This is a genomic window from Methylobacterium haplocladii, assembly GCF_007992175.1.
In the GTDB taxonomy this organism is placed as follows: domain Bacteria; phylum Pseudomonadota; class Alphaproteobacteria; order Rhizobiales; family Beijerinckiaceae; genus Methylobacterium; species Methylobacterium haplocladii.
Genome location: NZ_BJZT01000053.1, coordinates 1 through 13,170, shown reverse-complemented (window position 1 = coordinate 13,170; position 13,170 = coordinate 1). Strand labels below are relative to the sequence as shown.

The window sequence follows — 13,170 nt, the reverse complement described above, 5'->3', positions numbered from 1 at the left end:
AAGAAGCTGGCCCATAGCGCGTCCCTCCATGCCGGGGCAGACGTACCATCACACAACGGGACTGAACATCTAGTAACCGGGCTTGGGCTGCTCTTTGCGATTCGTCGCCCGCGGCTTAGAAAGCGTACGCGAATTCGTGTCAGAGCGCTGAAACCGCAACACCAATTCGATTAGTTCCTTTCGTTTCAACCGCTCAAGATCGCACTCGCCGAATCCATAGGGTAATCAATAAAAATCGACCCGCGCAAGGGTAAAAAACTACGAAACCCTCCTAGAGTGATACTTAAATACATATCGATAGACCATGGTATATCTATAAAATTACAATAACAAAATAAAAATTTTCTATGAAACAATCCAATCTGGCGTTACTACTAACTTTAATCCGGATTTCTCTATTTCTTTTAGCACGCCTAGCATCATCAAATGCCATAATTGATGTTTGAAAATTAGTATTACCTTCTGTGTATGGAATAATAAAGATCCTCTTCTCATCTGATGCGCTTAACGATTGATGATATAACCAATAATTTTTTACTTCGCCGGGTTTCAGTTTTATAGAATTAATAACACATAAATCTCCGGACTTAAGCAAAACACCTTCATTCAGTAAATCGAAATAGTTTTCGCCGCGATCCTCTGATGCTATCATTGTGTAATTAGATCTGGATTCTCCGTCCTGTATGTTAATGATATTTCCTACGCCACAGTCTCGAATTCTAACAATTTTGTCAAATGATACATTTTCCCCTTTTGTTAAAACATTACTGCGCGGAATACCAATAAAAAACTTGCATAAATTACCAGCAAAGTATCCGATATTAGCTTTGTCTGTAAGAAGACCGTTTGATTTCTGGTCACCACCTACAAAAGGCAGCACCAGATGTTCTGGTGTCCCCTTAGGGCTATCGTCAGATTTTGCCGCAGATACCCATTCAAAGTTAAATGTAACTCTTTCAATATTTTTTCCTAAACAGTATACCAAACATCCATTAATTTCATTCGTAAACGCCTGCCCCGCGATATCGATTCGACCAGCTGAAATCATACAATATCTTGAGTCAATATAGATTGGTATTTTGGCCCAAACCGTATTGATCCGTATATCAAACGCTGAAATTCCACCTTGATCTAGTTCCTCAGAAGAACTTAGGCAAATTCCACGCTCACAAAAATCTAATGTGTTAATATATATACTTGTGTTCTCGATCGATATTTTTCTATTCTTAATTTTAGTTGATTGTAAGACAAGTGCGTTTTTCCACCCACAAAGATATCCGATTTCAATGGTTTGTCTGTTTCCTCCAATAATTCTTAACCCATCACCACATCTTGAACTAGGATTGTAATCTTTCGAATTACTTTCATATCCTGGGATTTGGAAATTAGCCTGAACAGCAGGACTAAAAAGATGCGGAAGCTGAACTTTACACAATCCATAGTTTACTTCTCTATAATCGAGCGCAATACCGCAATCGTCTGCGTCCAACCAACGAATATTTGCAGAATTATCGCAAGAAATATCGATTGGTTTGGTAATAGTTAATTGTTTTGAAAGGACGTATGATTTTCGCGGAATAAACAAGCTCGCTTTATTCATTTCACAATATCGAATCGCCAAGGAAAACGCACCATAATCATCTATAATGTTGTCACCAGCCGCCCCAAACATTTGCGGGCAAATCTGCTGTTCATCTAGTTCATAGAAGTGGCCCATAGCATCTTTAACATGCCAGCCCTCTAGTTTTGAAGGGGGATCAACTTTTCTGTAGTGGGCAGCACCGCCATTCTGATTCTCAGAATGGAACGCAGTAACAACATAAAGAACATTCTCTGAATTAATAAGCTTTTCAATATCTCGATACGATCTTACAAATACAACGCATTCATGTATAAACCTACTCGTGGCTATGGCAGAATTATCGCTGTTTTTAAATCCGCCAAATGTATAGATCGCGGAAAATCGGGATATCACAGAGCGACGATTGATCATGACTGCTCAAAAGTTAGAGTAACCATAAGTTTTATAGAGAATTTCTAAGAGCAAAATATTCAGGAAGCGGAGCAAATTCTAGCAGCATGAGAGCTATCTTGATGCGTATTAGGTTTTTTGTTTATGGCATTTAAGCCGGAATTCCGACCTCAGAGATGAAATGATTCTCGATCGGCAGACGGGAGTCGGGAACTTATATCTCGTCGATCTTTAAAGCCTTGTTAGCTCGTTGGGAAGGCTGATCTGACCGGTATTTTAAATCGGGCCGATTGAGAGGCCACTGCAGGGTGGCGGCCAAGGCTAGCTGGTAGGCCAGATCTGGCAAGGTGGCGGGTGCGGCCTCGGCGGCGTATTGACTGGCGCGATAAGAGTGACAGATGAGGCCGTCAGACGGTCTTTGCCGTTGGGTGGCCATCATAAGGGCGGCCGACGTCAGAACGGTCCGCTTGTGATCGCGCATGGACCAGCCGACGATCTTGCGGGTGGCGAGATCGAGCACGGGGGCCAGGTAGAGAGCCAGCCCTCGCCGGTGGGCAGGTAGATAATATCGGCGAACCAGACCATGTTGAGCATCACTCTGGGTGCTGACGCTGCTTTGCGGTTTCCGTGACGACGTCCTGGCCTGCCCCCTGAAAAGTGGTCCTCCCTGAGGTATGGCTTCGAGCCATGTGGAGGATGTTTTTATGGGACGGAAGAAGCATACGGCAGAAGAGATTGTCGCTAAGCTGCGGCAGGTCGATGTCTTGGTCTCCCAAGGTCGCAAAGTCGCTGAAGCAATCCGCTCCATCGAGGTCACGGAGGTCACGTACTATCGCTGGCGCTCCGAGTACGGCGGCTTGAAGGGTGATCAGGTCAAGCGGCTGAAGTCTCTGGAGACGGAGAACCTGCGCCTGCGCAGGGCGATCTCTGACCTCACCCTTGAGAAGCTCATCTTGAAGGAGGCGGCTTCGGGAAACTTCTGAGCCCGGCTCGTCGCCGGGCGTGTGTCGAGCACGTCGTTGCCGAGCATGGCGTGTCGGAACGCTTCGCGTGCCGTGTCCTGGGCCAGCATCGTTCGACCCAACGCAAAGGTGCCGTCCTGGTTGAGGACGAGGCCGCTCTGACGGCTGCGATCATCGCGTTGGCCCTCCAGTACGGGCGCTACGGCTACCGTCGGATCACGGCGATGCTTCGTCGCGACTGTTGGACAGTGAACATGAAGCGGGTCGAACGGATCTGGCGGCGCGAAGGGCTCAAAGTTCCCGCTCGCCAGCCGAAGCGGGCGCACCTCTGGCTCAACGACGGCTCATGCCTACGACTGCGACCGGAGCGACCCGACCACGTCTGGTCGTACGACTTCGTCTGTACCGCACGCATAACGGGCGCAAGTACCGGATGCTGAATGTGATCGACGAGTTCACGCGCGAGTGTCTGGCAATCCGTGTATCTCGCAAGCTGAAGGCACTCGACGTGATCGATGTTCTCTCGGATCTGTTCAGCCTGCGCGGTGTGCCGGGTCATATCCGCTCGGACAACGGGCCGGAGTTCATCGCCAAAGCGGTCCAGGATTGGATCGCAGCAGTCGGCTCAAAGACCGTCTACATCGAGCCGGGCAGTCCATGGGAGAACGGCTATTGCGAGAGCTTCAACGCGAAGCTGCGAGACGAACTCCTCAACGGCGAAGTGTTCTACACGCTCAAGGAGGTCAGTGTCGTGATCGAGCAATGGCGGAGGCACTACAACAGCATCCGACCGCACTCCTCGCTCGGCTACCGCCCGCCTGCACCGGAGGTCGTCATTTGGCCAACGGAACCGAGCAACTCAGCGCCGCTCGCTCACCCCGCCATCGTCACGCGACCGACGATGCACTAACTTCGAACCTGGGCCACCAAATGGGGGCAGGCCACCTCGACGACCTGCTGCCCTGGGCCCACGCCCCGCAGCCCCTCAAGGCCGTGGCCTGACGACGACGCTTACCCAATGCCGCACTGGCTACCTTGCTCCGGGGCCGGGCACGTGAGGGCGGGGCAGCTGCAGGCGGCCGTTGGAGACTGATTAAGATGCCGTTGATGCGCGCGATCACTGCACTTCAAGAGCGAGCTTACGAAAGCCAGCCGGATATCAAATAATATCGCTCAGTGAGTTCCCATCGATTCAAACTGACCCTCAGCAGTTCTAAGCGGATCCAAATATTCGAATAGCTTATAAGCCAAGATATGTAGTTTGTAATACATTGTTAGTCATAAAATGTATTATATGCTCGTCTCAGCAAGGGATGCTTGCTTTTCAATATCACCTAGAAATCTCACTGCCTGAAGAACATTATTACCGGCCGCCTTTCGAATCCAGGCTACGCCCTCGCTAACATTCCTTTCAACACCAATACCCTGTAAAAGCATGATACCAGTGTTATATTGAGCGAGAGGATGGGAAATTTTTGCCGCTTGAAGATAAAATTCAAAACCAATTTTTAGATCCTTCGAAATATACTGACCCTGACAATAGATCACCCCAGTGAGGAAACAGGCTTGTGCATCACCTTCTGCCACACCTTGTTTTAACAGCATTATTGCGCGCGTGGGATCGCGGGGAACATGCTCATTTGTCAAAAGCGCCTCAGCCAAGACAGCTTTAGCTCGCACGTTACCACTATGAATGGATCGTTGAAGCATCTGGATGATGTAATCCAAGTCAGATACGACGGGCATGCGCAGCAAAATTTCACAGGCATCGACGTCGCCGGCCCCCATCGCTTCTGTAAGCAATACGATGGCTTGGTCTTTAGATACATCGCTACCGTCAGCAATAAGCATTCGAGAAAGCGATAGCTTTGCATCTATGCTACCCGAATCCGCTGCTCTCTTGATTAACAATCTGGCCGCATCTGCCTCTGTCGAAGTTTCTGCTTCCTGATCCAAGATTTGACCTAAGCAAAGTTGAGCTTGACATAGACCCGCCTCTGCAGCAAAATGTAACCACCGCTTCGCTTCGCTTATATTTCGTTCAATGCCTTGCCCATTTAGGCGGTATAATCCCAAGTTGAATGCGGCCTGTACATGGCCAGCTTGGGCGGCAAGCTCAAAATATCGAGCGGCATGCTTGAGGTCGTGCACTACCCCGTCACCCCTGGCATACAGACAGCCCATCATAAACATGGCTTGCGGATGTCCAGTTTCCGCAACAAGTAGATACCACTTGGCAACTTCGCGCAGGTCAGGGCGAATGCGATCGCCTCGACCATACAAATCGGCTAAAAGAAGAGCGGAGGGGACGTGGTTGCGCTTAGCACAAGACCTAAGACGTTCGATTGCTGATAACAACTGTTCAGGTGTAGGCTCGCGAGCAAGCATTAACACGGCACTATCATAGCCTGCTGTATGATGACCCTGATCAGCCGCGAGGCTCAAATATCTTTCAGCTTCGGGAATGTTCTTTGCAACCCCTAAGCCGTCACGCAGCGCAATACCGTATCGCCACGATCCAGAACCATTGCCGAGATGCGACGCCTGACCGGCCCAGTGCGCACTCAGCGCGGGATCGTATTCATCTGTCCCAGTTTCACCATGATATTCAGCTAGCCCTAGGGCGGCCTGACCGATATTATGTCTCGCCGCTAAACTCAGCCAGCGGTGCGCTTCGGCCCGATCAGTCTCACAGCCGGATCCTTTTAGCAGCAGCCAACCAACATTGGCTTGTGCTTCAGGCTTCCCGGCCATAGCGGCTTTCATGAGCCACTGGAATGCTGCCTGTGGATCCTTTAGCGTCGCACCAGCAGATGGGAATAGCGCAGCTGCTAATGGCTCTTCCTGATCGGCACGATGCCCAAGCCATACAGCAGACAGACCAGCCGCCCAAAACAGATCACGGTTATTTAACAGGATCAGGCCGAGCTCGAACTGAGACTCGACGTGTCCCCCCTCAGCTGCAGCACGAAACCAATGCTCGCTGATGGCACCCGATCGTACGCATCCGTGGCCGGTTTGATATGCGCGCGCTAGCATGTACTGCGCCGGTGCATAACCTGCTTTAGCCGCCAGAGCCAAGTCCTTGTGCGCTGCTGCTAGATGCCCACTTGCACGAAGACGCCCAGCTCGGCGATAGAAATATTTAGCTAAGAACCTTGGCATACGAATTGGTTTGCTCTTTACGGTTCGCGCATCGCGCCACTCATGCCTTGAGCTGCGCCGGTGATGATATAAGCAAGAACGGAACGATCACCAATGTGGACATCTGCCGATAGAGTCATGCCGGGGATCAGACGAAATCCAGCCGGCACTCGAACAAACTTCAAGTGATCAATCGAGGTGCGCGCCTTGTAATACGGCTCGACCGGCTGACCCTCGTCGTTGAGGCTAAACGATCCTTCGCTGATCCAGTTTAAATGTCCCTCGGCAAAGCCATGCTCGACGAAGTTGAAGGCGTCGACCTTCAACGTCACCGGATCTCCCGCTCGGACGAAGCCGACCTGGCTCGCCGATATCGCGATCTCTGCCTCGATCGGCGCATCGAGGGCGACCAACGTCATTAAGGTATCGCCCTCGCGCAGTACCGAGCCGACCGAAACCTTCGACCGGGTCAGCACAACGGCATCGGAAGGGGCGTAAAGCTGCACCAGATCCTTTCGGCGAGCGGCTTTCGAGAGCTGAGCGACCGCGGTGTCGCGACTGCCCTGCGCCGTGACGAGATCCTGGCTGCTCTGCGACAGCCACTGTTGAAGAAAAGCGTCGCGATCGGCTTGAAGCGCGCCGAGTTGCTGACGGGACTCTACTAAGGCATTCCGACCGCTTTCCATGGTGCGCATCATTTCGAGACGTGCGTCACTTGCGATCAGAAGATTCAGGAGTGACCCAGCCTGCCGCTCAACGAGTTGTTGGCGCATGCCCTCGATCTGACCGGAGATCCGCTCGCGCTCAGAATAGCGGGCCTCATCGCCCTCCAGGCGCTTGATGGTTGCCTGTGTCTGAGCGATCTTTGCATCGAAACTGGCAATCTGCGAGTTGCGCTGCGCGGCCCGCTGATCGAACAACCGCTTCTGAAGATGTTCATAACCGGCCCTTTTCGGGTCCGTAGCGGTCGGCTCGTAAGGCTTGTTCGCCTGCTCGGCTGAAGCGCGCGCGATCTGGGCGTCGAGACTGGCCAATTGCTGGGTAGCTTGATCGACGTCAGCCGAGGCGAAGGTCGGATCAAGGGTTGCTAGGAGCTTGCCTTCCTTTACCTGCTCTCCCTCGCGAACGTCCAGGGTCTTGATAATCGACGCGTCGAGCGCCTGGAACAGGATGGTGCCCTGGCTTGGAATGATGCGGCCGCGCTCGCTCGTGACCACACGATCCACCCGGGCAACCGCCGAAATAACGATGCCGACGGTCAAAAACGCCGCCATGACGAGTGTGGTGATCCGCAATCCAATCGGTTCAGGCGCCTCGCGGATCTCTGCCGTTTCAGATTCGAATCTCAGTAGCTGTGCGTCGGTGTCTTTGCCAGCCATTGTCCCGGCCTCCTTAACCTACCAGCCGCAACGACCGGTTTTGGCGACTGGATGTTGCTGCGTTCTGTTGGTTCCAGAGGTCGCGGTAAATGTCGCAGCGGTCGAGCAGCTCCTCATGCGTGCCACGATCATGCACCCGGCCGCGCTCCATCACCAGGATCGCGTCCGACTCGACGAGCGACGCCAAGCGGTGGGAGATCACCAGCACAGTGCGACCTTCCGAAATGCGCTTCAGATTCGCGTTAACGATGGCTTCGCTTTCCGGATCGAGCGCGCTCGTCGCCTCGTCGAGGATCAAGATCCGTGGATTGGTGATCAACGCGCGAGCGATGGCTAAGCGTTGGCGCTGACCGCCGGAGAGGTTGGTTGAGCCCTCGCTCAGATAGGTTTCATAGCCCCGCGGTAGACGCTCGATGAACTCCTCGGCACCCGCGAGCCTCGCGGCACGCACCACTTCGTCGAAGGTAGCGTCAACTTTCGCCGCGGTGATATTCTCGCGGATCGTGCCGGCGAATAAAAAGCTGTCCTGAAGGACAACACCGAGGCTGCTGCGCAAATGGTCCAGCGCATACTCCCGAACGTCGATGCCGTCGATCCTGATTAAACCATCATATTCGTTGTGAAGTCGCTGCAGCAATCGCGTCACCGTCGTCTTGCCCGAGCCGCTGCGGCCCATGATCCCGAGGGTCGTGCCAGGGGGAACCTCGAACGCTGCACGATCCAGGGCTGGGGTCGCTGAGCCAGAATATTTGAATACCACGTCGGAAAAGCTTACAGCACCAATCAAAGGCTGTCGGACACCCTGGCCCGGACGCAGTTCTTCGCCCGGGCGATTGAGCATCGCCCCGACCGAATTGACTGATGATCGAGCCTGATCATATTGCTCGACGAGCGTCGACATCTGACGCAAAGGCGCAGCGATCCTCTGTGCTAGTAGTAGAAATACGAAAATCTCGCCAATCGCGGCGGGGCTCGTCGAAGTTACAGCTAGATAGACACCAATGGCCAGCGTGCCAGAAATCATGAAGCGTTCGATCGGCAAAATAGCTGATTGCATTACCGTGATGAGGTTGCCTTCGCGGATCCGATGTTGCGCAATGCGCGCAACATGCACATCGTAGGCGTGCGCTTGGCGTGGTTCGAGGGCCAGGGACTTGATTGTCCGGATGCCGTGCAGCGTCTGCGTCAGAAACGAGCCACGCGCTGCTTGCGCCGCGATTAAAGCGTTCATGCGACGCCGGTAAGCCGGCAACATGATCGCTGTCCAAAGTCCTATTAGTCCACAACAGGCTAGCACGATTAAGGTAAGCGGAACACTGAAGACAAACATCACAGGGATAAAAAATACCAAACAAAGCGAGTCAAGCATGACACCGAATAATTGTTTGGTTAAAAAATCTCGGATCCGATATGCTTCGTGCAAATTGTGTGTAATATATCCAATTGGATTGGACTCGAAGAAATCAACAGGCAGGCGTAAAAGTCGGTTGAAGACATAGGTCTCCATTTTTACGTCTATACGTGCGGTGAGATGCAGCAGGAGTGTCTGTCTCAGAGCCGAAAACACAACCTCGAAGGCGACGAGAAGCACGAGTCCAATGCAAAGAGCGGTGAAGGTAGTCAGGGCGTGATGCATCATCACGCGGTCCGTAAGCAAGCGAAAGAACAGGATCGGTACAAGTGTGAGCATGCTTAACGCCACCGCGGTAATTGCCACATCTCGCAGAATGCGTCTTTCACGGAAAATTAAACTTGCCAGAAACCCGAACCCGAACGGCTGCTCCTCGTCGCGCAGGCTGTAATCCCGCTTGATCAGGATCGTCGCGCCGTCCCAGACCTCGGCCAGCTGAACGCGATCAAGGATCAGCGGAGCGTCCTCCGGAGCGAGTGGATCGCGCAGTACGACCTGTGCGAGCGCGTCGGTGTCCTCAACCCGCGTCAGCACCATAGCCGTCCCAGTTCGTAGGACGAGGATGGCGGGGAGGGTCTGTTTCAGTCGGGCGAGGTTACGCCAAGACAGCGAGAAAGACTTCGCCCGCAAGCCGGCTCGGCGCGCGCAGCGCGCCAGATCCGGGATCGACACCGGCCCGGGCTTCAACTGATTGTCATGCACGATCTGTTTCGTGGCGAGATGCACGCCGTGATGGCGTGCGACGATCACCAGACAATCGAGCAAAGCTTGGCCGCGCGAGATTGCAGGAGCGTTAGAAGCCGCAGCGCCGTTGGATACTGCAATCAGTCCGTTAGACATTGACCTAGCCTACTTTGGCGATCCGAGCTGTATCGACGCTTTGCTGGATTTCTACGTATGACAACGAAGCCGTACCAGCGCCACACTGAAAATCATGCGCTCCCTCTGATGCACGATCATGGCCAATCTCAGGCATCGACTGCGAGTGTGGCCTAGGAGTCACTTCTCGTCGGTTGAAGCCTGTTACATTGATGAGATCGAATCAGCTCGCCATGCACGGTCGATTCGGTTCGTCATCTCTCTCCGTCCGTGGAGCAGTCGGCTGTACCAGATGTGTCCCTGTGATCCAGCACTGCCATGCCCCTAAAGCCCACCGCAGCATATTCCCCCATGCGACGCGAGCGATCCCCGCGTCTCTTCGCGAGAAGGTCGTCGGCGCTTCACAGCAAAGTTTCGTTAACCTTGACGCAACCCTCTCGTCGCTAATGGTGTGAGACCCGTCGGCACTCAGTGCGCATCGACACGGTCAAGTGAGGCGGACACCCCCATGCGCTGGCGCTCACTGGATCCGTGGCCCGGGCGAGCAGCGATGGAATTGCTCCGCACAGTCGGCCGAGCGCTGCCCACGACTTTGGTCGCTGGACTCTTATGGAGCCTCGTGGCCGCGTTCGGCGCCAGGGCGACTGAGACCGGGTACGTCGTTCAGCCGGAGGCCGGCGGCGTGCGCGTGTCCCTCGGCCCCGTGCCCGCGGACCAGGCGCAGCGGCTGCGTACGCCCCTCAGGCTCGGACCGCCTCACATCGCGGGGCTTCCTGCCGAGATTCGCGACCTTGTCGAGACGCAGGTTCGGACAGCGGCGCCTCATGAGGGATCCGTCAGCGATCTGTTCGCGGCAGCCCAGATCACAGAAACCGCCTTGCGCGAGCACGGCTTCGCCCTGGTGCGTGCCTTCGTCCCGCCGCAGCGCCTGCGCAACGGTGATGCCGCACGCATCGAGGTGATCGATGTGCGCATCGAAGCGCTCGATCTCGCTGCCTTGCCGCCTACTCTGGCCTCCCGGGCCCGTCAGCGCCTGGCCTCGGTGATCGACCGATCCTTCTTGCCATCCGTCGAGCTGACGCGGGCCCTCGGCTTGCTGCAGCTCGACGCCGGCCTGCCGTTTCAGGTCGAGCCGGTTCCCGGATCGCGGGCCGAGCGGGTCCAATTGCGGGTGCTCGGTCCAACCAAGAGCTGGATCGGCGAAGCCAATCTCGGAGGCCTGTCGAGCCGACCGTTCCACCACGTCATCGCCTCCGGCCTGGCGACTATGGTGCTGCCCGAGGATCAGGGGCGCTTGACGCTCGGCGGGACATTTGGCCGGCGCGAGGAGACGCAGCGGACTGGCGGTCCGCTTGGCAGCGTCCTGGCCGTCTGGTCTAAGCCCCTCGACCAAGCCGATGGCGGCTTCGTCGAGACGGGTGTCGTCGGTTTGCACCTGCAGACCGAATCCCCCGTCACCCATCTAGGCGTCGCCTACGATTACGGGCGCCTGTTGTGGCGGTACGGTCAGCCGCTCCGCATCACCAGCGACGAAAGTCTGATCATCAAGGTCGGTCCGGATCTGACGGCCGAGTCGTTTCGCGTCGGCACCTCGGTGCCGTTCCGGTTCCAGGACGACACGCTGGCCTATACAGGCGCGATGCGGGCCGAGGCGATCTGGGTGCGTCAGTTCCTTCCCGGCCTGTCCGTCGAAGCCAACGCCGTTGGAACGCTCGGTGTGACCCAAGGGACGCATCGCGTGACCATCGCCGGCGATGCCGCGAGCGAGGGCGAGACCCATGTGATCGGGGTGCTCGCCGGCCGCGCGCGCGCCACCGTGGCGCTGCCGCTCGACGCCGTGCTGACCGTGCAGGTGCGGGCGCAATATTCCGCACTCGGCGCGCTGCCGATCAGCGAGCAGTTCCAGCTGTTTCGCGCCGGGGAGACCACCGTCTACGACCCCGAAACCGATCAGGGTGAGAGCGGTGCGACCTTGCGAGCGGAACTCGGCCGGCCCATCGTCTGCCCCTGGGCGTTCGATGGCACCATCGTCACGCCCTACGTCTTCGGTGGCATCGGTATGGTTCGCACCATCGAGAGCCTCGACGTGCAGCGCCTGATCGTCGGCAGTACCTGGGGCATCGGCTCACGCCTCGCCTTGCCCGCCGACGCCTGGCTTCCGGGACGCCTCTCGCTCGGTGTCGAGCTCTATCGCCAGACCAGTTCGGGGACGATCCCGAACTACACCGGTGTGTCCCTGAGCCTGTCGACGAAGTTCTGATACGCGCGCGTCGCGCGTCCACCCAGGCCGGCGCATGGCTCGGACCCGCACGTATCGACGGTGAGGCGGATCATCCGTCACCGATAACTCACCGCGCGCAGCAGCGGAGGACGATGCGGGCGCTCCGCCGCGATCGTCATCACGCGGAGGCTTACACCGGCAGGCGGAGGCGGCTCAGGAGAAAATCCGTCAGGGCCCGGACCTCGACGGCCGCCGGGCTCGCCGGGGCGGCATCGACGACGGCGACGCCTTGAGCGAAGGCGCGGACATAATAGACGTCGTGGCTGAGCGGCGGCCCGACCGCTTCGCCCAAGGAGTTCAGCTCCTCGGCGATCTGCTGGCCCTCGGGCTGCTGGAGATCGACGCGAGTCGGCACGGTGATCACCTTCGCCAGTGAACGGGCGTCGCTGCGCAGGGCCGAGCTGATCTGGCTCAAAGTCTGGCGCGCCGCGTTGAGGTCGAGGCTCGATGGGCCACAGGGCACGATGATCAGATCGGCCACGTCGAGGGCCGCCCGAAACACGGTTCCGATCCCAGCCGGCGTGTCGACGATCGCCACGTCAGCCTGCTGCTTCAGGACGTTGCGCAGCCATTGCGCCACGGTCTGGGATCCGACCAGCTCCGGACGGACATCGAAGTTGAGTTTCTGCGGGCCGGCCCAGGCCACGGCCGAGGCTTGAGGATCCGCATCGACGACGACGACTTTTTTGCCGCGCGCGCGCAGTTCGGCCGCGATGTTGATTGCGAGAGTCGTTTTGCCGACACCACCCTTTTGTTGAACGATGGACAAAACGATCATGATGGATCCAACTCGATTGCACCACAATAGGCACAAGCATACAAACCAGCGTCGTGAATCCGTCGTTTCTCGATAGAACCACAGACGTTTTGTTCGCCTAGTCATGTCAGTGGCATAAGATTGCAGTCCTCTCAACGTGCCACGGCAATCCTGAGTTTTTTTTCAGCCTGGTGCGGCCTGCGATCCACATATGGCTGGTCGGGTGGCACGATCGAGTCATTGATCAGACGGTGCTGAGCCGGACACCATCAGATACCTGATCCGGTTTCAATCCGCGGTCTTGTACCCACCATCCGGCGAGGCAGCGCATCCTCGGACGAAAGAGCTGCCTGCCTCGGGACCACGAGAGAAGTAGCGCCGGGCTCGGCCGACAGACTGTTTTGCCTTGCCAGGCTGTTGCTGGCCGAGCCTCACCGAACCTCTG

Annotated in this window: 6 protein-coding genes and 2 pseudogenes; 2 read left to right on the top strand and 6 right to left on the bottom strand. The window is 56.1% G+C overall.

Annotated features, from left to right (window positions below; genetic code table 11):
• Positions 1-313 precede the first annotated feature (313 nt).
• The gene (locus tag MHA02_RS21050) at positions 314-1,993 is read right to left on the bottom strand and encodes a hypothetical protein (RefSeq protein ID WP_147082453.1); all 1,680 of its coding nucleotides are present in this window, start codon (positions 1,991-1,993) and stop codon (positions 314-316) included.
• Positions 1,994-2,279: 286 nt separating this feature from the next.
• Positions 2,280-2,650, bottom strand: a pseudogene (locus MHA02_RS23015) (DDE-type integrase/transposase/recombinase); the annotation flags it as partial.
• Between the two features lie 26 nt (positions 2,651-2,676).
• Between MHA02_RS23015 and MHA02_RS21040 the strand changes: the two are divergent.
• Positions 2,677-3,844: pseudogene (locus MHA02_RS21040) on the top strand (IS3 family transposase).
• 380 nt (positions 3,845-4,224) lie between these two features.
• Here MHA02_RS21040 and MHA02_RS21035 read toward each other — a convergent pair.
• From MHA02_RS21035 to MHA02_RS21025, 3 genes are all read right to left on the bottom strand, one after another.
• On the bottom strand, positions 4,225-6,015 hold the full coding sequence (locus tag MHA02_RS21035) for a tetratricopeptide repeat protein (RefSeq protein WP_170249403.1): 1,791 nt from the start codon (positions 6,013-6,015) through the stop codon (positions 4,225-4,227).
• A gap of 101 nt (positions 6,016-6,116) precedes the next feature.
• Entirely contained in the window at positions 6,117-7,457 is a 1,341-nt protein-coding gene (locus MHA02_RS21030) for an HlyD family type I secretion periplasmic adaptor subunit (RefSeq protein ID WP_147082449.1), read from the bottom strand.
• 13 nt (positions 7,458-7,470) lie between these two features.
• Complete coding sequence (locus MHA02_RS21025) at positions 7,471-9,708, bottom strand: peptidase domain-containing ABC transporter (RefSeq protein ID WP_147082447.1); 2,238 nt, start codon at positions 9,706-9,708, stop codon at positions 7,471-7,473.
• Positions 9,709-10,564: 856 nt separating this feature from the next.
• On the opposite strand from MHA02_RS21025, the gene MHA02_RS21020 reads away from it, so the two are divergent.
• On the top strand, positions 10,565-11,947 hold the full coding sequence (locus MHA02_RS21020) for a ShlB/FhaC/HecB family protein (RefSeq protein ID WP_210245098.1): 1,383 nt from the start codon (positions 10,565-10,567) through the stop codon (positions 11,945-11,947).
• Positions 11,948-12,098: 151 nt separating this feature from the next.
• On the opposite strand, the gene MHA02_RS21015 is transcribed toward MHA02_RS21020, so the two are convergent.
• Complete coding sequence (locus MHA02_RS21015) at positions 12,099-12,881, bottom strand: ParA family protein (RefSeq protein ID WP_147082442.1); 783 nt, start codon at positions 12,879-12,881, stop codon at positions 12,099-12,101.
• Positions 12,882-13,170 lie beyond the last annotated feature (289 nt).